The organism is Microbacterium sp. K24 (assembly GCF_004794465.1).
Taxonomy (GTDB): Bacteria; Actinomycetota; Actinomycetes; order Actinomycetales; family Microbacteriaceae; genus Microbacterium.
Window position 1 is genome coordinate 75,844 of sequence record NZ_SSDJ01000067.1, and the last position, 19,164, is coordinate 95,007.

19 protein-coding genes are annotated in these 19,164 nt (G+C 71.0%); 18 read left to right on the forward strand and 1 reads right to left on the reverse strand.

The features are described 5' to 3' along the window. The first annotated feature begins 53 nt into the window (after nt 1-53). Genes DW306_RS05095 through DW306_RS05105 form a run of 3 tightly spaced genes read left to right on the forward strand, consistent with a single transcriptional unit; the run spans nt 54 to nt 3,252 of the window. Nucleotides 54-980: a WcbI family polysaccharide biosynthesis putative acetyltransferase gene (locus DW306_RS05095; RefSeq protein WP_136054560.1), complete on the forward strand. Its 927-nt coding sequence runs from the start codon at nt 54-56 to the stop codon at nt 978-980. Continuing rightward, nucleotides 968-1,954 carry a hypothetical protein gene (locus DW306_RS05100; RefSeq protein ID WP_136054561.1) on the forward strand — a complete coding sequence of 329 codons (987 nt, stop codon included), beginning with the start codon at nt 968-970 and terminating at the stop codon, nt 1,952-1,954. The genes DW306_RS05095 and DW306_RS05100 overlap by 13 nt, the downstream gene beginning before the upstream one ends. Continuing rightward, on the forward strand, nt 1,933-3,252 hold the full coding sequence (locus tag DW306_RS05105; protein ID WP_136054562.1) for a glycosyltransferase: 1,320 nt from the start codon (nt 1,933-1,935) through the stop codon (nt 3,250-3,252). Before DW306_RS05100 ends, DW306_RS05105 begins: the two co-directional genes overlap by 22 nt. A 53-nt stretch (nt 3,253-3,305) precedes the next feature. Here the strand turns inward: DW306_RS05105 and DW306_RS05110 are convergent, their stop codons facing one another. After that, entirely contained in the window at nt 3,306-4,007 is a 702-nt protein-coding gene (locus DW306_RS05110) for a hypothetical protein (RefSeq protein ID WP_240747068.1), read from the reverse strand. Nucleotides 4,008-4,194: 187 nt separating this feature from the next. Between DW306_RS05110 and DW306_RS05115 the strand changes: the two genes are divergently transcribed. The 15 genes from DW306_RS05115 to DW306_RS05185 form a co-directional block, all read left to right on the forward strand. Continuing rightward, complete coding sequence (locus DW306_RS05115) at nt 4,195-5,238, forward strand: iron-siderophore ABC transporter substrate-binding protein (RefSeq protein WP_136054563.1); 1,044 nt, start codon at nt 4,195-4,197, stop codon at nt 5,236-5,238. Between the two features lie 24 nt (nt 5,239-5,262). Further along, nucleotides 5,263-6,294 (forward strand): iron chelate uptake ABC transporter family permease subunit, encoded by a 1,032-nt coding sequence (locus DW306_RS05120; protein WP_136054564.1) that lies wholly within the window; start codon nt 5,263-5,265, stop codon nt 6,292-6,294. Beyond that, nucleotides 6,291-7,313, forward strand: coding sequence for an iron chelate uptake ABC transporter family permease subunit (locus tag DW306_RS05125; protein ID WP_136054565.1), 1,023 nt, complete (start codon nt 6,291-6,293; stop codon nt 7,311-7,313). Before DW306_RS05120 ends, DW306_RS05125 begins: the two co-directional genes overlap by 4 nt. A gap of 55 nt (nt 7,314-7,368) precedes the next feature. Then, nucleotides 7,369-8,586, forward strand: a complete 1,218-nt coding sequence (locus tag DW306_RS05130; protein WP_240747069.1) for a CoA transferase — start codon at nt 7,369-7,371, stop codon at nt 8,584-8,586. After that, nucleotides 8,586-9,386, forward strand: coding sequence for a CoA ester lyase (locus DW306_RS05135; RefSeq protein ID WP_136054566.1), 801 nt, complete (start codon nt 8,586-8,588; stop codon nt 9,384-9,386). Before DW306_RS05130 ends, DW306_RS05135 begins: the two co-directional genes overlap by 1 nt. A gap of 106 nt (nt 9,387-9,492) precedes the next feature. After that, nucleotides 9,493-10,515, forward strand: coding sequence for a LacI family DNA-binding transcriptional regulator (locus DW306_RS05140; protein ID WP_136054567.1), 1,023 nt, complete (start codon nt 9,493-9,495; stop codon nt 10,513-10,515). Beyond that, nucleotides 10,512-11,462, forward strand: a complete 951-nt coding sequence (locus tag DW306_RS05145; protein WP_136054568.1) for a sugar ABC transporter permease — start codon at nt 10,512-10,514, stop codon at nt 11,460-11,462. The genes DW306_RS05140 and DW306_RS05145 overlap by 4 nt, the downstream gene beginning before the upstream one ends. Continuing rightward, a complete protein-coding gene (locus DW306_RS05150; protein WP_223623282.1) occupies nt 11,459-12,364 on the forward strand; it encodes a carbohydrate ABC transporter permease in 906 nt (301 codons plus the stop codon). The genes DW306_RS05145 and DW306_RS05150 overlap by 4 nt, the downstream gene beginning before the upstream one ends. Nucleotides 12,365-12,411: 47 nt before the next feature. Continuing rightward, on the forward strand, nt 12,412-13,701 hold the full coding sequence (locus DW306_RS05155) for a sugar ABC transporter substrate-binding protein (RefSeq protein ID WP_136054569.1): 1,290 nt from the start codon (nt 12,412-12,414) through the stop codon (nt 13,699-13,701). 52 nt (nt 13,702-13,753) lie between these two features. After that, on the forward strand, nt 13,754-14,902 hold the full coding sequence (locus DW306_RS05160; protein WP_136054570.1) for an ADP-ribosylglycohydrolase family protein: 1,149 nt from the start codon (nt 13,754-13,756) through the stop codon (nt 14,900-14,902). Continuing rightward, complete coding sequence (locus DW306_RS05165) at nt 14,902-16,281, forward strand: ADP-ribosylglycohydrolase family protein (protein ID WP_136054571.1); 1,380 nt, start codon at nt 14,902-14,904, stop codon at nt 16,279-16,281. Before DW306_RS05160 ends, DW306_RS05165 begins: the two co-directional genes overlap by 1 nt. After that, nucleotides 16,278-17,273 carry an ADP-ribosylglycohydrolase family protein gene (locus DW306_RS05170; protein WP_136054572.1) on the forward strand — a complete coding sequence of 332 codons (996 nt, stop codon included), beginning with the start codon at nt 16,278-16,280 and terminating at the stop codon, nt 17,271-17,273. Before DW306_RS05165 ends, DW306_RS05170 begins: the two co-directional genes overlap by 4 nt. Next, nucleotides 17,270-18,265, forward strand: a complete 996-nt coding sequence (locus DW306_RS05175) for an ADP-ribosylglycohydrolase family protein (RefSeq protein WP_168429238.1) — start codon at nt 17,270-17,272, stop codon at nt 18,263-18,265. The genes DW306_RS05170 and DW306_RS05175 overlap by 4 nt, the downstream gene beginning before the upstream one ends. A gap of 135 nt (nt 18,266-18,400) precedes the next feature. After that, a complete protein-coding gene (gene rpsF, locus DW306_RS05180; RefSeq protein ID WP_042541520.1) occupies nt 18,401-18,769 on the forward strand; it encodes a 30S ribosomal protein S6 in 369 nt (122 codons plus the stop codon). A 5-nt stretch (nt 18,770-18,774) separates the two neighbouring features. Beyond that, a partial coding sequence (locus DW306_RS05185; protein ID WP_136054574.1) for a single-stranded DNA-binding protein occupies nt 18,775-19,164 on the forward strand: 390 nt, incomplete at its 3' end.

The window sequence follows — 19,164 nt, forward strand, 5'->3', positions numbered from 1 at the left end:
CGCTGCGATGCAAGGGGGGAGGGAAAGAAGATTCAGAGGTATACGTTCATACGATGACCCGAGATCCCGATTCCCGCACGGGCGTTGCGCCGGACGCCTCGGCGGTGCTAGCCCGCGAGCGGCACTACTCCGAGTTCTTCGGTCACGCGCCTCTCCCCGAGCGTTTCGGCGTCATCCTCGGCAACTGCCAGGCCGAGTCCCTGCGTCTCGTGATCGATGCTCCCGAGCACCGCTTCGCGCGCGTTCCCCCGGTGTTCGAGATGGATGCCGGCGAGACCGCCCGCCTGCACGAGGTCGTGGGCGCGGCCGACATCGTGGTGAGCCAGCCCATCCGCGACGACTACCGCGGCCTGCCGCTGGGAACGCAACAGATCGCTGCGATCACGACGGCACGGATGCTGACCGTTCCGCCCGTGCGCTTCGCCGGGCTGCATCCTTTCCAGGCCGCCATCCGTGTTCCCGGTGTCGAAGGAGACCCGCCGGTCGTGGCGTATCACGACATCCGCACCCTCGCCGCTGCCGCCGGCATCCCGGTCGTCTCCGTCCTCGGTCCCGACGCCGTGCGTTCGGTGGGTCGGTCGTCGATCGAGACGCTCCGAGAGAGGGAGAGGAGAGCCGACGTGCGGGTGTCCGACCTGTTCGACACGGTGACGGCCGATCATGCCCGCACGGTCAACCACCCCGGCAACGCGGTGTGGCTGCCCCTCGGCGCGCGCGTGCTCGAGATGCTGGGCTTCGCGGGCGAGACGCCAGATCCCGGCCGGCCCCTCCTCGACGCGGTGCAGGCGCCGCTGGTTCCCGAGGTCGTCGACGCGTGGTCGCTGCCCGACCATCCGCGTGCGCACTGGCTCGTCGAGGGCGTCGAGATCGACGATGCCGAGGTGCGGGCGGCCCACGCCGCCTGGTACGCGGCCCACCCCGAGTTCGTCGACGCCGCCGTGGAGCGTCTGGCGCCTCTGCTCTCCGTGTGGCGCGCGTGATGGGCGGGATGCCGCTGCTGCTCGCGCACCCCGGAACGCACGGCGTCGCGGTGTACGAGCGCGCGGTGGCCGCCGCCGCGCAGGGGGTGCGCCCCTCGCTCCGCACCGTCGACCCCGACCGCCTGGACGCCGTCGCCGACGGCACCGCGCTCCACGTGCACTTCACCGACCGGCTGTGGGGGGATTCCCCCGAGGGGGCGGCGCGTGCGTTCGCCGCGCTCGCCGCCCGTCTCCCGGTGAGCGTCACCCTCCACGACGTGCCGCAGGCGTCGGACGGTGAGCGGAACCTGCCCCGTCGGCGCGCGGCCTATGCGAGCGTGGCGGCGGCAGCGCGAGGCGTGGTGGTCAACAGCGAGCACGAGCGCGCGCTGCTCGTGGAAGAGGACGTGTGGTCGGGCCGCGTCACGAGCATCCCGCTGCCGGTGGCGGTCCACGCCGAGGCGCGGGATGCGACGCCCGACGGCTCCGTCGGCGTGCTGGGCTTCTTCTATCCCGGCAAGGGCCACGATGAGGCGGCGCAGGCCGCGGCGGCCGCCGGCGCCACGCGGATGACGGTGCTTGGCCGCGCCTCCGAGGGCCACGCCGCCGATCTCGAGGCCTTCGTCCGCCGTGCCGGCGACCTCGGTGTCGACGTCGACGTGACCGGATGGCTCGACGACGACGAGATCGCCCGACGGGGCCGCGCCGTGTCGGTGCCGATCATCGCCCACCGCCATGTCTCGGCATCCGGTTCGCTGGCTTCATGGATCGGGTGGGGTCGACGGCCCGTGGCGGTACGCAACCGCTACATCGACGAGATGGCGGCTCTGCGTCCCGGAACGCTGCTCACGGTCGACGAGCCCGACCTCGCGCTCGCCGTCCGTGATGCGCTCGACCGGCCGGAGCACACCTGGCACGGGCAGACGAGACTGCCGATGTCGTGGCCCGAGGTGGCCGAGGCGTACGTGCACTGGTGGGAAGGGCTGACGTGGTGACGCGGCATCCGTGGGTCGTCGGCAACCGGTGGGACGCCCTCGACGGCGTCGATCCCGAGGTGCTCCCGCGGGTCTCGGTGATCGTCGCGCACTACGACCAGCCGGCAGCGCTCGCCCGGATTCTGCACGCGCTGTCGGTGCAGGACTACCCGAGCGAACTGATCGAGATCGTCGTCGCCGACGACGGCTCCCCGGGGAAGGTCTCGGTGCCCGCGGGAGTGGTCCTCGTCCGGCAGGAGGACCGCGGGTTCCGCCTCGCCGCGGCACGCAATCTCGGCGTCGCTGCCAGCAGCGGCGACGTCCTGTGCTTCCTCGACGCCGACACTGCCCCGGAGCCCGGATACGTCCGTGCCCTCACCCGACTCCCGGCTCTGCTCCCCGAGGCGCTCACCGTCGGTCGCCGTCGACACGCGGACTTCGCGGGCGTCGCATCCGACGCACCGGTGGTCGACGCCGCGGCGGGCCACGAGCTGCCGGAGCCGGCCTGGCTCGCCGACGAGTATGCCCGCAGCCGGAACCTCCGGGATGCCGACGACCGGTCCTACCGTTTCGTGATCGGCGCCGTCATGGCGTGCTCGCGGAGGATGTTCGACGAGACCGGCGGTTTCGACGAGTCGTTCACGACCTACGGCGGCGAGGACTGGGAGTGGGCGCACCGCCTGTGGCAGGCGGGTGCGCTGCTCGCGCACGTGCCGGATGCCGTGGCATGGCACGACGGCCCGGAATGGGCCGACCGTGACGGTTCGGGGCTCGAGCGCGCGAACGCCCAGACGCTCCGACTCGTGTCGTCGATCCCTGTCGCCGGTTCCGCCCCACGGGGTCTGTGGGGGGACGCCCCGGACCTCCTGGTGCGGCTGCGGGGCGCTCCTGCGCCGGCCGCGCTCTTCATCGCGCTGGACTCGCTCCTCGCGGCGTTCCCGCAGGCGCGGGTGATGCTGGATGCCGGGACGGCGCCGCCCGTCGATGACCCGCGCATCATCATCGGCGGGGTCGAGCCCGACGCCCGTGTGGTCTGGGAGCTCGGGCACCCGATCGTGGTGCTCGACCCGCGGGGGATCGTCGGATGCATCGCCGGTCTCGGCGCGGGAGATGTCGGGACCGTCGAGCTCCTCGGCGCCGACGGTTCCCCGCTCGGAGCGCTGCGCGCGCGACGCGCCCTGAAGCGCGCCGAGCGATGGGGCACGACCGCGGGCTTCGAGACGGAGCGCGTCCGTGCGCCCGGCATCCATCGCCTCCGTCCGGATCCGCGGGTCGAGGCCTGGGTCGGCGGCTGGGGCGGGCCCGACGAATTCTGCTGAGAGACGACGACGGGCCGAGGCATCAGCCCCGGCCCGCCGTCGTCAGCTCTCGATCAGAGCGGTGCGACGATGTCCTGCTTGACGTCCCACTCGGTGATCTCCTGGACGCTCTCGATCTTCTGACCCTCGAGCTCGGTCGAGCCGGTGGCGGCGAGCACGACGTAGTCGGAGGTGATCTCCAAGACCACGTCGACGGTGGTCCCGCCCTCTTCCGTGGCGCCGGTGAGCAGGAACACGTCCTCGCCGAGGCGGGTGCTCTTGCCGGTGACGGTGTACTCGCCCGACATCGTGCCGCCGACACCCATCGGGTCGGACGGGTCGACGGCTGACGCTGCCGTGCTCAGCGCGACGATCGTCGGGTCGCTCGAGGCGGTGTCGGCTGCCTGCCATTCGCCGGTCGCGGACTTCACCCAGGTGTCCTCGCCGATGACGACCATGGACCCGAAGGTCGTGTCGGTCGCGACAGCGCCCTCGGCGGGGTTGTAACGGCTGGTGGATTCCATGCCGAGCGTGGTCATCTTCGCCGCGAAGCCGGCCGTGTCGGACATGGCCTCCGTGACGCACTCCGCCAGGGCGGCGCCGTCGATGGTCGCACCGTCCTTCAGCTCGGGGCAGTCGGACTCGGGAGCGGCGTTCTCCTCCTGAGCGGCACCGCTGGGCTTCTCGTCGGCAGGCTTGTCGGATCCTCCGGCGCACCCGGTGAGCAGCACGGAGGCGGCGAGAATCACGCCGACCCCCCATTTGTTGACGCGCATGGCGTCCCCCCTTCAGTCGTATGCCCCGACGACGGTCATCGGGGCACGCCCTCCAGCATGCCAAATGTTCGGCGGCTCCTCCGACATCCGCGCGTGGGCACGGCTCCCCATCGTGATCTGCGGATGCGCGAATCGAACCCAGCTGAGTAAGCTGAGGCAACCCTAACTTCGACGAACAGGTTTCGCCATGTCCCTCCCACGTTCGAAGGCCCTCACCGCCTTCCTCGCCCTCGCCGTCGCCGCCGCGGCTCTGTCCGCCTGCGCACCGGCCGCCGAGAACCCCGACGGCGCGGCCCCCGCCGCCGACGACGGAGCCTTCCCCGTCACGGTCGAGCACGCCTACGGCGACACGGAGATCCCCGAGCAGCCGCAGCGCGTCGTCACCGTCGGCTACACCGAGCAGGACACCCTCTGGGCGCTGGGCATCGAGCCGGTGGGCGTGACCGAGTGGTACGGCGGATACGACTTCGCGTCGTGGCCGTGGGCCGACGAGGCGCGCGGCGACTCCGAGCCCGAGGTGCTCGGCACGAGCGACGGCCTGGACTTCGAGGCCATCGCCCTGCTCGATCCCGACCTGATCATCGGCACCAACGCCGGCATGACGGAGGAGGACTACGACCGCCTCTCCGACATCGCGCCGACCATCGCGCACTCGGGCGACTACTCGATGTACTTCGAGCCGTGGGACGTGCAGACCCTGCAGATCGGCAAGGCCGTCGGCCGTACCGAAGACGCGCAGAAGCTCGTCGACGACATCGACGCCCAGTTCGCCGAGGCGGCCGAGGCGCACCCCGAGTTCGCCGACGCCTCGGTCGTGTTCCTGCAGAACGCGATCTACGACGGGTCGGCGATCGCCTACCAGGACGGCCTCAGCACCGACTTCCTCACCGACCTCGGCTTCTCGATCCCGTCGGAGATCGACGCGTACGCCCCGGAGGACGAGTCGGGCGGCCAGGCGTACATCCCCGTCGAGAACCTCGACGTGCTCAACGCGGCCGACGTGCTCATCTGGGGCACGGAGTCCGACGACGACATCACCGCGCTCGAGGCCGAGCCGTTCGTCACCGCCGTCGACGCGATGAAGAACGGATCCGTGGTCTACACCGACGGCGTGACCGCCGGCGCGATCTACTTCACCTCTCCGCTCAGCCTCCCGTACGTGATCGACGCCCTGGTCCCGGCCCTCGCCGATGCGATCGCGGGGAACGGCCCGGCCCGCACCGCGGAGTGACCTCGGTCGCATGAGCACGATCGCATGAGCAGCGTCGCACGCACGCGACGCGATCCGTCCCGGATCTCTCCGGGGCGGATCGCGCTCGTCGTCGTGCTCTCCTTCGCCGCGCTCGTCGTCGCGGCAGGCATCGGGCTCACGGTCGGAGCCAAGCTCGTGGGCCTCGACACCGCGATCCGCGCGATCACGGACTTCGATGGGAGCGACCTGCAGTTGGTGGTGCGCGAGTCGCGCATCCCGCGCACGGTGTTCGGCATCGTCGTGGGCCTGGCCCTCGGAGCCGCGGGTGCCGTGATGCAGGGGCTCACCCGCAACGCGCTCGCCGATCCCGGCATCCTCGGCGTCAACGCCGGCGCCTCGGTCGCCGTGGCGATCGCGGTCGCCGCCCTCGGCATCCGGGATTTCCCGCAGCTCATGATCTTCGCGCTCGTCGGGGCGCTCGTCACGACCATCGGCGTCGTGCTGCTCGGCGCGGCGGGCGGCGGCAGTCCGGTCACGCTCGTGCTCGCCGGGGTCGCGCTCGCCGCGGTGCTCGGCGGGCTGACGACGGCGCTCGTGCTGCTCAACCCGCACGCCTTCCTGCAGATGCGCAGCTGGGAATCGGGCGCCCTGGCCGGTCGCGATCTGTCGATCCTCACGGTCGCCGGCCCCACGATCGCTGTGGGACTCGTGCTGGCCTTCGCGATCACGCGCAGCCTCGACGTGCTCGCCCTGGGCGACGACACGGCCGCGTCGCTCGGCGTGCGCATCGGACCGCTCCGCACCGGTGCCGTCGCCTCGGTCACCCTCCTCGCCGGCACCGCGACCGCCGTGGCCGGTCCCGTCGCGTTCCTCGGGCTCGCGGCGCCGCACATCGCCCGCGGGATCGTCGGGTCGTCGCAGAAGGCGATCGTGCCGCTCGCGGCCGTGATCGGGGCGATCGTCGTGGTGCTCGGCGACGTGGTCGGACGCGTCATCATCGCGCCGCAGGAGGTGCCGGTGGGCATCGTCATGGCCTTCGTCGCGGCGCCGTTCCTCATCTGGCTCGGCCGCCGACGGAATCCGGTGCAGCTGTGAGCGCCGCACCACGCACCGGGATCCGCCGTCGTCCGCCGAGTCGCCGGGCGCGCGGGGCGATGGTGATCCTCATCGCGGTGCTGGCGGCGTCGTTCCTCGCGAGCCTGTCGATCGGCGACACCGTGCTCTCGCCGATCCGTGTGATCCAGGCGCTGTTCGAGACGCAGGGCGGCATCCGCATGGTCGTGGTGGACTGGCGGCTGCCCCGCGCACTCGCCGCGGTGTTCTTCGGGGCGGCGCTGGCCCTGGCCGGAACGGTGTTCCAGACGATCACCCGCAACCCGCTCGGCAGCCCCGACGTGATCGGCCTGACCACCGGCGCGTACACGGGTGCCCTGATCGTGATGACCACCGGCGGCTCGTCGGGCGTCGCCGTCGCGATCGCCGCGGTGCTCGGCGGCTTCGCGACCGCCGCGCTCGTGGCCGCCCTCGTCGCCGGACGCGGCGCGCTCGGCTATCGCATCGTCATCGTCGGCATCGGCGTGAGCGCGATCCTCGCGGCGGTGAACGCCTGGATGCTGCTGCGCGCACGCCTCGAGGTGGCGATCTCGGCCGCGATCTGGGGAGCGGGATCGCTGAACGGCTTCGGATGGGCGCAGGCCGCACTGCCGATCATCGTCGTGTCGGCGCTGATCGTGCTCCTGGGCTTCGCACGCCGGGGTCTCTGGCTCATCGAGCTGGGTGACGACATCGGCACGAGCCTCGGCGGCCGGGTGAATCTCACGAGGATCGGGCTCATCGCGATCGCCGTGGGGCTCTGCGGCGTCGTCACCGCGGCCATCGGACCCATCGCGTTCGTCGCCCTCGCCGCTCCGCATCTGGCCAAGCTGATCGTGAAGAACGGGCCGCTCCATCTCGTCGCCACGGCACTCACCGGATCCGTGCTGCTGTCGCTGGCCGACATCATCGGGCAGAACGGCATCCCCGGACGGGCGCTCCCGGTCGGCGTCGTCACGCTCGTGCTCGGCGGCGTCTACTTGATCTTCCTCGTGGTGCGCACGGCCCGCCGTCGCTTCTGAGGCCCCGCTCTGACCGGGGGTCGATCCGCGCCGGACGTCTGGCTATCATGTCTCGGTGTCGGACCAGGATGATCTGAGAACTGTTCCACCGCCTCCGCTCGAGGGCGTGCGGGTGCTCGACGTGTCGACGCTGTTCGCGGGGCCTCTCGCGGCGACGTTCCTCGGCGACTTCGGCGCCGACGTCATCAAGATCGAACATCCGACGCGTCCCGATGCCTCGCGCGGACACGGCCCGCAGAAGGACGGCGTCAACCTGTGGTGGAAGACGCTCGGGCGCAACAAGCGCACGGCGACCGTCGATCTGGGTTCCGCCGCCGGCGCCGAGGTGCTGCTGCGGCTCGTGGCGGACGCCGACGTCATGATCGAGAACTTCCGCCCCGGCACGCTGGAGCGCTGGGGACTCTCCCCGGAGCGACTGCACGCGGCGAACCCGCGCCTCGTCCTGGCCCGGGTCACGGCCTTCGGGCAGTTCGGGCCGTACTCCTCGCGCCCGGGGTTCGGCAGCCTGGCCGAGGCGATGAGCGGATTCGCGGCGCTGACGGGCGATCCCGACGGTCCGCCCACGCTCCCGCCGTTCGGACTGGCCGACGGCATCGCCGCCCTCGCGACCTCGTACGCGGTGATGGCGGCGCTGCGCAGCGCCGAGCGCGACGGTCGAGGCCAGGTCGTCGACATGGCGATCATCGAGCCGATCCTCATGCTGCTCGGCGGGCAGATCACCGCCTGGGATCAGCTCGGCACCGTGCAGCCGCGCACCGGCAACCGCTCGGTCAACAACGCGCCCCGCAACGTCTACCGCTCGCGCGATGACGTGTGGCTGGCGGTCTCGACGAGTTCGCAGTCGATCGCCGAGCGCGTGATGGCGGTGGTCGGTCGTGCCGAGCTGATCGACGAACCGTGGTTCCGATCGGGTCATGAGCGCGCGCTGCACGCCGACGAGCTCGACGATGCCGTGCAGTCGTGGATCGGCGCCCATGACGCCGACGACGTTGTCGCCGCGTTCGAGGCGGCATCCGCGGCGATCGCCCCCGTCTACGACGTGCGCGGCGTGGTCGAGGATCCGCAGTACCGCGCCCTGGGCACCGTGGTGCGCGTCGCTGACGACGAGCTCGGCGACGTCGCGATGCAGAACGTGCTCTTCCGCCTGTCGCGCACCCCGGGGTCGATCCGCTGGGCAGGACGCCGGCACGGCGCCGACACCGACGCCGTGCTGCGCGATGCCGGATTCACGGATGCCGAGATCGCCGAGCTGCATGCATCGGGGGCGGTCTGATGTCGGGCTACCGCACCGGCCTCTACGTGCCCGGCGACCGCGCCGATCGGTTCGCCTCGGCGGAGGGCAGCGGCGCCGACCTGGTGGTGTTCGACCTCGAGGATGCCGTGGCGCCCGACCGCAAGCGAGGCGCCCGTGAGGCGGTGGTGGAGTGGCTGAACGGCTCGGGACGAGGCGCCGCAGCCGTGCAGGTGCGTGTGAACGCGGGCGACGACGATGATCTGCGCGCGGTCGCCGGTCTTCCCGTCGGGGTCGGCATCCGTCTTCCGAAGGTCGAGACCGCTGCCGACGTCGATCGCGCCGCCGCCCTCGCGCCAGGGCGCCCCGTGGTCGCCCTGCTCGAGTCGGCGCGCGGCGTGCTGAACGCGCTCCCGATCGCGGAGCATCCTGCCGTCACCGCGCTCGCGCTCGGCGAGAGCGACCTGCGGAGCGAGGTCGGGGGAGGGGAGCGGATGCTGGATCACGCCCGGCTCACCGTGCTCTTCGCGGCACGGGCGGCCGGTCTTCCCGCACCGATGGGGTCGGTGTATCCGGCGATCCGCGATGAGGAGGGACTGCGCGCTGACACTCGGCGGATCGCGGAGCTCGGGCTGTTCGGCCGGATGGCCGTGCACCCCGTGCAGCTCGCGGTGATCGCCGCGGTGTTCGCTCCGACCGCCGCCGACCGGGCCTGGGCGGAAGAGGTCCTCGCCGCGCTGGAGGCCGGAGGAGTCGCGACACTCGCCTCCGGCGAGATGGTGGATCCGGCGATGCGCGGTCGCGCCGAGCGGATCCTGCGCGCGGCCGACGCAGGGTCTTGACACCCGCGGGGGACTCCGCCTAGATTCCCTGGAGCCCGACCAGCGCCGATTTGGAAACGTTTCCACACGCGGATGCTGGAAACGTTTCCACTCGACGAGGAGAACCATGGGGACGAAGCCGACACTTCACCAGGTCGCTGCGGCGGCCGGCGTCTCGCTGGCCTCCGCCTCGCGTGCGCTCACCGGTCGATCCGCGAGTCCCGAGATGGTGCGCAAGGTGCGCACCGCAGCCAAGCGCATCGGCTACCTGCCCGATGCGACCGCGCGGTCGCTGCGCCTCGGCGGGCACCCGCAGGTCGTCTTCGCGGTCGACGACATCGGCAACCCGAACTACGTGCAGATGCTCCGCGCGATCGAGGAGGAGCTGGGCGAGACGACCCGCATCAGCGTCTCGGCGACCGGGCGGCGCCCCGACCAGACCGTCGAGCTCGTCCGCATGCTCAGCATGGGCGCCGGCGACGGGCTGATCATCTCTCCGCTGCGGGTCACCCCCGCACTCCGCCAGGCTCTCGCCGACACGGTCGTGCCGGTCGTCGTCATCGGCACCCTGCACTCGGAGCTCAGCATCGACAGCGTCTTCGTCGACTCGGCCGTCGCCGTCGGGATGGTCGTCGATCACCTCGTCGACATCGGCCGCACCCACATCGGCGTGATCAACGGACCGGGGAACACGAACCCCGGCGCCGCCCGGCGCGCCGGCTTCACGGCCGCGGTCGAGCGTCACCGGCTCGCCCGCAGCGAGGCCCTCCAGGTCACCGCCGCCGACTTCACCGTCGGTTCGGGAGTGGAGGCCGCCGAGCGGCTGCTCGCCGCGACCCGTGAGAGCGGCGAGCAGATCGACGCGATCGTATGCGCGAACGACCTCATCGCGATCGGCGCGATCAACGCCGCGCGCCGTCAGGGCCTGCGCGTCCCCGAGGACATCGCCGTGACCGGCATCGACGACACCGACCTCGCCGCGCTGTACAGCCCGCCGCTGACCTCGGTCTCCCTTCAGTCCGAGCGCCGCGGCCGCATCGCCGCCCGCATGCTGAGCGAGCGCTTCGCCGACCCGTCCCGGCCGACCCGGCGCGAGACGGTGGAGGCCACGCTCGTGGTGCGGGCCTCGACGATCGGAGAGTCCGCATGAGCATCACCGCGTCGAAGAGCACCGCCCCGAAGGCGGCTGCGAAGAGCGCGCCGCGCAAGGGCGGCCTCGCCCGTTCCCGCCGCAACGAGGCGATCGGCCTCGTCATCCCGACGCTGATCCCGATCCTCGTGCTCAGTGTCGTGCCGCTCTTCATCGGCGTGGCGACCGCCTTCACCGATTCCCGCCTCGCCCGTCACCACGAGACGCAGTTCATCGGCTTCGAGAACTTCATCAAGCTGGGCTCCGACACGCAGTTCTGGCAGTCGTTCGGCATCGGCATGATCTGGGCCGTCGTCGTGACCGCGCTGCAGCTGATCGGCGGCCTGTGCCTCGCCCTGCTGCTGAACACCGACCTCCGCTTCCGCGGCATCACCCGCGTGCTCGCGCTCATCCCGTGGGCGATGCCGCCGGTGGTCGTCGCCGTCATGTGGCAGATGATCTACTCGCCGACGAACGGTCCGCTGAACTGGCTGATCGAATCCCTCGGCGGCCCCCAGAACATCAACTGGCTCGGCGACTTCGGTCTCGCCCTTCCGGCGGTCATCCTCGTCGGCGTCTGGGTCGGCATGCCGCAGAACACGGTCGTGCTGCTCGCCGGGCTGCAGCAGGTTCCGGGTGAGCTGCTCGAGGCGGCCGCCGTCGACGGAGCGAGCACGTGGCGCCGCTTCGTCAGCGTCACGCTGCCGGCGCTGCGCCCGGTGATCTTCTCGATCGCGAGCCTGAGCTTCATCTGGAACTTCAACTCCTTCGGCATCGTCTACGTCATGACCGAGGGCGGCCCGGGCGGACGCACGATGCTGCCGATGCTCTTCACCTACATCGAGGCCTTCAAGACCCGCAACACCGGAGGCGCCGCGGCGATGGGCGACGTGATCGTCATCTTCCTCGTCGTGATCCTCGTGATCGCCCTGTGGCGACAGCTGCGACCGGAGAGGACCGCACGATGAGCGAGAGCACCGCGACCCGCGCCATGGTCACGCAGGGCACGAAGAAGAAGCAGCGCGCCCGGAGCGGCGTGCGCACCACGCCGCTGGTGCGCACCCTGCAGTACCTGGCGCTCGCCGGCTTCCTCGTCTTCCTCGGCTTCCCGCTGCTGTGGCTGATCTCCACCGCGTTCAAGTCGTCCGCCGAGATCAACTCCCTCGCCGTCAATCTGATCCCGCTGCAGCCCACGATCGACAACTTCGTGGCCGCCATCGAGCGTCAGGGACTCATCCGCGCGGCGGGCAACAGCCTCATCGTCGCCGTCGCGACCACGATCATCGTCACCCTGCTGTCGATCCCCGGCGCGTACGTGATGGCGCGGTATCAGGGCAAGCTCCGCTCCATCGGCGTCGGCTACATCCTGGTGAGCCAGATCTTCCCGGTCATCCTCGTCGTCATCCCGCTGTTCTTCATCCTGCGGTCCGCCGGTCTCGTCGACTCGCTGCTCGGGCTCATCGCCGTGTACTCGGTCTACACGCTGCCCTTCTCGCTGTGGATGCTGCAGGGCTACGTCGCCGCGATCCCCTTCGACATCGAGGAGGCCGCATCGATCGACGGCGCAAACAAGGCGCGCACGTTGCAGCGCGTCGTGTTCCCGCTGCTGATGCCGGGCCTCGTCGCGACCGCGATGTTCAGCTTCGTGTCGGCCTACAACGAGTTCTTCTTCGCCCTGGTGCTGCTGCAGTCGCCCGAGAACTACACCCTCCCGATCGCCCTCAGCACCTTCGTCGGCGGCGAGGGCAAGGTCGCGGTCGGACCGCTCGCCGCCGGCGCCCTGCTCTCCAGCATCCCGAGCATCGTGTTCTTCACGCTGCTGCAGAAACGGCTGGCGACCGGCCTGCTCTCGGGCGCGGTCAAGGGCTGACCCCGCAGATCCCGCAATCCCCCACCACTAAGAGAAAGAGGTATGAAGTGAAGAAGCTTCATCGCGCGTCCATCGCGCTCGCCGCAGCGGCGGTGACGGCGCTGACCCTCGCATCCTGCTCGGGCGGCGACACCCCCGAAGAAACCGGCGACGGCGAACCCGTGTCGATCACGTTCCAGTCGTTCTCCGACCAGCCGGCGGCGATCCAGGCGACGAAGGAGATCGTCGACGCCTGGAACGCCGACAACCCCGACATCCAGGTCGAGATCGTGCAGGCGCCGACCGACAGCCTCGACGACAAGCTGACGACGCAGTTCGCCGGCGAGGTCGCGCCCGACATCATCCACTACGAGGTTCTCGGCATCGTGCCCTTCGCCCGTGACGGCTACCTCGCCGACCTGAGCGACCTGCTCAGCAAGGAGACCATCGACGACATCGATCCCGGTGTGCTCGAGTCGGTCACCGTCGACGACCAGATCATCGGCGCTCCCACCGAGCTCCAGACCTACGTCGTGTTCGCGAACAAGACGCTGCTCGAGTCGGCAGGGGTCGAGATCCCGACCGGCGACTCGATGACCTGGGACGAGCTCGCCGACATCGCGAAGGCCACGACCGCCGGTGACGTGCACGGCATCACCTGGGGTCTGAAGAGCCCGACCGCTGCATTCATGAGCCTCGGCATGGGCTTCGGCTCGGAATACTTCACGGGCGAGGGCGACGACATGAAGGTCGACGTCAAGGACGCCGACCTCGAGGTGCCGAGCCGCGTGCGCGACATGATCGAAGAAGGCTCGGTCGACCCGATCGGCGTCACGCAGTCGGGATCCGACGTGCTGGCCACGTTCTACGCCGGCAAGGCCGCCATGACCGTGCAGGGCTCGTACCAGGTGGCGAACATCGCCACCGACGCCCCGGCCGACATGGACTGGATCGTGCTGCCGCCGCTCGCCGGCTCCGAGGGGGCGGTCCAGGCCGCCAACCCGCAGACGCTGTCGGTCAACATCGACTCGCCCTACACGGAGCAGGCCGGCAAGTTCGTCGACTACTTCATGCAGACCGACAACCTCGTGAAGATGAACATCGCCGACGGCCTCATCCCGACGACGGTGTCCGCCCGCGAGGCGCTCGCCGAGGAGACGGCCGATCAGAACGGCTGGCCCGAGATCGTGAAGTCGGCGGAGGGCCTCGAAGGCCCCGTGTTCCTGCAGGCGAACGGCTTCGTGCGCTGGAAGGACACGGTCGCGACCCCGGCGTTCCAGAAGTTCCTGGGCGGCGAGATCGACGACAAGGGCCTGACCTCCGAGCTCGACGACGGCTGGGCACAGGTCAACGGTTGACGACGGTGGGGCGGATGCCGGTCATCCGCCCCACCTCTAGGAGAGGAATGGCATGAGCTGGATTCGGGAACGCACGGCGGCCGTGCTCGCAGGGTCGGCCATCGGCGACGCCCTGGGCGGGGCGGCCGAGGGGTTCAGTCCGGAAAAGATCAAGGAGCGGTACGGGGGTCCCATCACCGGGATCGTGCCGCCCTATCACCTGGACTGGCAGACCGCCCGGCCGGTCAGCCCGTACCACAAGGGCGACGGGCACATCACGGACGACACCCTGATGACGCAGGCTCTGATCCGGGTGTACGCCGAGCGTCGCGACCACATCGACGCCTTCACGGTCGCCGAGCTGCTCGTGCCGCTGCTGCAGACCGAGATCCGCTGGATCCCGGAGCTGGAGCGCGAGTCGATCCTGCTGCAGCGCATCTTCCTCGCCGAGAAGTGGCTGGTCGCCCGGCTGCAGTACGGACACGCCGACCCGCGCGAAGCGGGCGTCGGCAACGTCGTCAACTGCGGCGCCGCGATGTACATGGCGCCGGTCGGCATCGTGAACGCCGGCAACCCCGAGGCGGCGTACGCCGAGGCGATCGACGTCGCCGGAGCGCACCAGTCGAGCTACGGACGCGAGGCCGCGGGGGTGTTCGCGGCCGCGGTCGCGGCATCCGTCGCCCTCGATGCCACCGTCGACTCGGTGGTCGATGCGGTGCTGCGGGTGGCGCGTGACGGCACGGCCGCGGCGATCCGCGCCGTGGTCGACGCGGCACGCGCTCTGCCTGCGGATGCCGACGACGACGCCATCGGCCGCGCGCTGCGCGACGCGATCCGTCCGTTCGACACGGTCGGCGACGCCTACCGCGAGCCGGCCATGGACGCTCGGCTGCCTTCGCGCACCAAGTCCATCGAAGAGCTGCCGGTGGCGCTGGGCTTCCTCGTCGCGCACGACGGCGCGTTCCTGCCGACCGTGCTCGGGGCCGTCAACTACGGCCGCGACTCCGACTCGATCGCATCGATGGCGGGCAGCATCGCCGCCGGGCTCGGCGGGCGCGAGGTCATCCCGACCGAGATCTTCGACACGATCGCCGAGGCCAGCCGCGTCGACTTCGACGAGTACGCCGCGCTGCTGTCCGACGTCGCCGTGGAGATCATGGAGAAGGATGCCGCGCGCGCCGAAGCCGATGTCCGACGGGTCGCGGCCCTGCGGGGGGCGTGATGCGCCTGACCTGGGCGCAACCCGAGGATCTGCTGCCGCACGAGATCGTGCAGGCCCGCGCTGAGGGAAAGGACGTCGACGCGATCGCGGAACGCTGGCGCGCGGCGGGCGGCGACCTCGATCCGGTGCGGGGCGGGGCGACGCCGGACGCCGCGTCCGACGAGCTCCGGGCGCTCGCCCGTGCACTCCTCGTCGAGCTCGACGACGTGGTCGCCCCGACGTCGGAGCCGACCGAGTGGCCCGAGGTGCGGGCCCTGCTCGCGAGCATCCCGGCGCCGATCGCGCCGCCGGAAGATGCTGCGCTGCTCGACCGCCTCCACGGCGCGTGGGCGGGGCGATCGGCCGGATGCCTGTGGGGCAAGCCGGTCGAGAAGATCCCGCGCGAGGGCATCGAGGAGATCCTCCGGTCCACCGGACGCTGGCCCCTCACCGACTACTTCACCGCGCAGGGGCTCCCGGCCGACGTCGCCGCACGCTGGCCGTGGAACCGCCGGTCGTCGGTCAACTCGCTGGTCGAGAACATCGACGGGATGCCGGAGGACGACGACCTCAACTACCCGCTGCTGAACCTGCGGGTGCTCGAGACCGCGGGCCGCGGGTTCACGACCGACGACATCGCGCAGGCGTGGCTGGCGGATCTCCCGGCCGGGCGCACGTTCACGGCCGAGCGCATCGCGTACCGTAACCTCCTCGACGGATACCGGCCCGACGAGGCGGGGCGCGTGCGCAACCCGTTCCGCGAATGGATCGGCGCCCTCATCCGCACCGACGTCTACGGGTGGATCAACCCGGGCGACATCGCCGAGGCCGCGCGCATGGCCTGGACGGATGCCCGCCTCAGCCACACCCGCAACGGGCTCTGGGGTGCGATGTGGGCGGCGGCGCTCACGTCGGCCTCGCTGGTCGCGGCATCCGTCGACGAGGTGCTCGCCCTCGCCGCGACCGCCGTGCCCTCGGACAGCGAGCTCGCGGCGGCGATCGCGCACGGCGCCGAGCTCGGCCGCGGAGACCTCGACGACGCGGCGGCCATCGACGACCTGCATGCCGCTTACGGACACCTGCACTGGGTGCACACCCTCAACAACGCGGCGCTCATCGCGTTCGCCCTCGCCCGCAGCGGCGGCGACGTCACGCGCGGTGTGCCGCTGGCCGTGATCACCGGCTGGGACACCGACTCCGCCGGCGCGACGGTCGGCTCGGTGCTCGGCGGCCTCGCCGGTTTCGAGCGGCTGCCCACGCACCTCACCGACCCGCTGAAGAATCGCATCGCGACGAGCCTTCCCGGTCTCGACGGCGTCGCCATCGACGACCTCGCCCGTCGCACCGCAACGCTCCTCCCGACGCACGGACTCACCCCCGAGAGACAAGGACGTTCATGACTTCTCCCACGCCGACCCTGCAGGACCGAGCCCGAGGGTCGCTCGCCGGCCTCGCCATCGGCGACGCGATCGGGCGGCCGGTCGAGGGCTTCTCCGCCGCAGAGATCCAGGCCGCCCACGGCCGGGTGACCGGCTACCTCGACCCGGAGCCCGCCGGCAGCGACGACACCGAGTACGCCCTGCTGACGGCGAAGACCGTGCAGCGCGTCGGCACCGGCGCCACCGCCGACGACTTCATGCAGACGTGGATCGACGACGTGCTGCCGCAGGCCGACGACTTCAAGGGCGGCGGCTTCAGCGAGATGGCCGCGATCGACAACCTGCGCCACGGCATCCGCCCGCCGCTCACCGGAGACACCATGCACGGGTGGAGCGACGGACTCGCGATGCGCGTGAGCCCGCTCGGGATCGTCGCCGACGGCGACGTCGACCTCGCGCGGCGGCTGGCCGAGGCCGACGGCGCGGTGAGCCACACCACCGAGGGCATCTGGGCGGGCGTCGTCGTGGCGGTCGCCGTGACGACCGCGCTCACCGGAGCAGATGCCGCCGCCTGCTACGAGGCGGGACTCGCCGCGATCCCTGCCGACAGCTGGACCGCCCGCAACCTGCGCGACGCCCGCGACCTCGTGCACTCGGGGCTCGACGACGACGCGCTCGCCCTCGCTCTGCACGACCGCCTCGCCGTCGCCGACTACTTCTGGGCCGACCTCGCGCCCGAAGCCGTCGGGCTGGCGATGGCCTCGGTGCTGCACGCCGAAGGGCGCGCCGCCGACAGCATCCTCTTCGCCGTCAACATGGGACGCGACGCCGACACGACGGCGGCCATCGCCGGCTGCATCGGCGGTGCGATCTCCGGCATCGGCGACCTGCCCGACGAATGGGTCGCCGGGCTCCGTCCGGTCGCCGGGTCGTGCATCCGCTCGATGGCCGGCATCCACCCTCTGGACGCCGCCGACACCCTGACCCGCATCGTCGAGGAGGCGCGCGCATGACCACCCCCCTGATCGATCTCTTCACCCGGGGCATCACCGCCGGCGAGGCGAGCTCGCCGATGAACGCCGACTTCCGCGTGCACGCCCTGCCGCCGAAGCGCGTCAACCGCGTGCGCATCCTCGCCAAGCTCGGCGACGACGACCGCACCACCACCGTGCCGCGACCGTTCACGCACGCGGCTCCGCCGAGCGTGCTGCACCCGGGAGCGGGGGAGAACATCGAATGGTTCGCGTTCTCGGCGCGCCAGCACGCCCACGACCTCGGCCTCACGGAGTGGCGCGAGCTCGCCGACCTCGAAGCCGATCCCGAGAGCGGACTGCGCGCCCGCATCGGCACGAAGCTCGCCCTGCAGAACCTGCGCAAGGGAGCCGAGCCGCCCCAGTCGGGCCACGACAACGCCCACTACTTCGACGACATCGCGACCGTGCGGGCGCTCGCCGCGGTCGCCGTGCACGGATCGTCCGGAGCCGTCGATGCGGCCGAGGCGGATGCCGCGATCACCCACTCGCTCGACGGCGTGTGGTGCGCGAGGGCCTCGGCGACGCTGTTCGGTGCGCTGGTCGACGGCGCAGCGGCGGCGGATGCCGTGGCGCTCGCGGTCGAGCAGCTGCCGGAAGACACCTGGAGCCGCCGGATGGCGGAGTCGTCGCTGCGGGTGGCGGCCGATGCCTCCGGCCCGATGGATCGGGCGCGGCGGTTGAGCACCCAGGTCGGCGACTTCGTCTACAGCTATCCGATCGCGGCACCCGAGACGTTCGGCTTCCTGCTCGCGCACGTGGCCGCCGCGACCAGCGCCGACGACCTGCTGCTGGGCGCTCTCGCGCAGCCGCGGAACGCCGCGTCGCTGCCCGCGCTCGCCGGTGCGGCGGCCGCGGTGATGTTCGGCGAGGACTGGATCCCGCAGGGGCTGGAGGCCGACGGCATCCGCCTCACCGGTCTCGGCATCCCCGCGCTCGCGGGCCGCACGGTCGCGGAGGTCGTCGCGGGGTGATCCGGCCGCCGTTCGCGACGCGCGGGGAACTCCGCTAGACTGTCCAGGTTGTCCGCCTTCTGGCGGGCACGTTCACACACCCTCCTGTTTCCGCGAGATACGCGGAAACCGTTCTAGTCCGAAGGAGGTGGGTAAGTGACGCACCAGTACGAACTCATGGTCATTCTGACCCCCGAGATCGACGAGCGCCAGGTAGCCCCTACGCTCGACAAGTTCCTGAAGGTCATCACCAACGATGGTGGCTCGATCGACAAGGTCGACATCTGGGGTAAGCGCCGTCTGGCCTACGAGATCCAGAAGAAGAACGAGGGCATCTACGCCGTCGTCAACTTCACCGCTACCAGCGAGGCCACGCAGGAGCTCGACCGTCAGCTGAAGCTGAACGAGCAGATCATGCGCACCAAGGTCCTCCGTTCGGAAGAGGCTCAGGCGATGGTCGCATTCGAGGCCAAGCGCACCGAAGAGAAGGCTGCCCGCAAGGCCGCCAAGGCTGCGAAGGCCTAAGCGCCATGGCCGGCGAAACCGTCATCACCGTGGTGGGCAACCTCACGGCCGACCCCGAGCTGCGCTACACGCAGAACGGGCTGCCGGTGGCGAACTTCACCATCGCATCGACGCCTCGGAACTTCGACCGTGCCGCGAACGAGTGGAAGGACGGCGATGCGCTGTTCCTCCGTGCGTCCGTCTGGCGCGAGTTCGCCGAGCACGTGGCGGGTTCGCTGACGAAGGGCATGCGCGTCATCGCGCAGGGCCGTCTGCGTCAGCGCTCCTACCAGGACCGCGAGGGCAACCAGCGCACCGCGATCGAGCTGGAGGTCGACGAGATCGGCCCCTCGCTCCCGACCCACGACTCTGCCCGCCCGCCAGGCTGCTCTGATGAGCTCCTCGCGCGTCGAGCA

Excerpts from the sequence above, each read along its gene's own strand:
- DW306_RS05095 (WP_136054560.1), top strand. The coding sequence starts at position 54 with ATGACCCGAGATCCCGATTCCCGCACGGGCGTTGCGCCGGACGCCTCG.
- DW306_RS05110 (WP_240747068.1), bottom strand. The coding sequence starts at position 4,007 with ATGCGCGTCAACAAATGGGGGGTCGGCGTGATTCTCGCCGCCTCCGTG.
- DW306_RS05115 (WP_136054563.1), top strand. The coding sequence starts at position 4,195 with ATGTCCCTCCCACGTTCGAAGGCCCTCACCGCCTTCCTCGCCCTCGCC.
- DW306_RS05120 (WP_136054564.1), top strand. The coding sequence starts at position 5,263 with ATGAGCAGCGTCGCACGCACGCGACGCGATCCGTCCCGGATCTCTCCG.
- DW306_RS05135 (WP_136054566.1), top strand. The coding sequence starts at position 8,586 with ATGTCGGGCTACCGCACCGGCCTCTACGTGCCCGGCGACCGCGCCGAT.
- DW306_RS05140 (WP_136054567.1), top strand. The coding sequence starts at position 9,493 with ATGGGGACGAAGCCGACACTTCACCAGGTCGCTGCGGCGGCCGGCGTC.
- DW306_RS05145 (WP_136054568.1), top strand. The coding sequence starts at position 10,512 with ATGAGCATCACCGCGTCGAAGAGCACCGCCCCGAAGGCGGCTGCGAAG.
- DW306_RS05150 (WP_223623282.1), top strand. The coding sequence starts at position 11,459 with ATGAGCGAGAGCACCGCGACCCGCGCCATGGTCACGCAGGGCACGAAG.
- DW306_RS05160 (WP_136054570.1), top strand. The coding sequence starts at position 13,754 with ATGAGCTGGATTCGGGAACGCACGGCGGCCGTGCTCGCAGGGTCGGCC.
- DW306_RS05165 (WP_136054571.1), top strand. The coding sequence starts at position 14,902 with ATGCGCCTGACCTGGGCGCAACCCGAGGATCTGCTGCCGCACGAGATC.
- DW306_RS05170 (WP_136054572.1), top strand. The coding sequence starts at position 16,278 with ATGACTTCTCCCACGCCGACCCTGCAGGACCGAGCCCGAGGGTCGCTC.
- DW306_RS05175 (WP_168429238.1), top strand. The coding sequence starts at position 17,270 with ATGACCACCCCCCTGATCGATCTCTTCACCCGGGGCATCACCGCCGGC.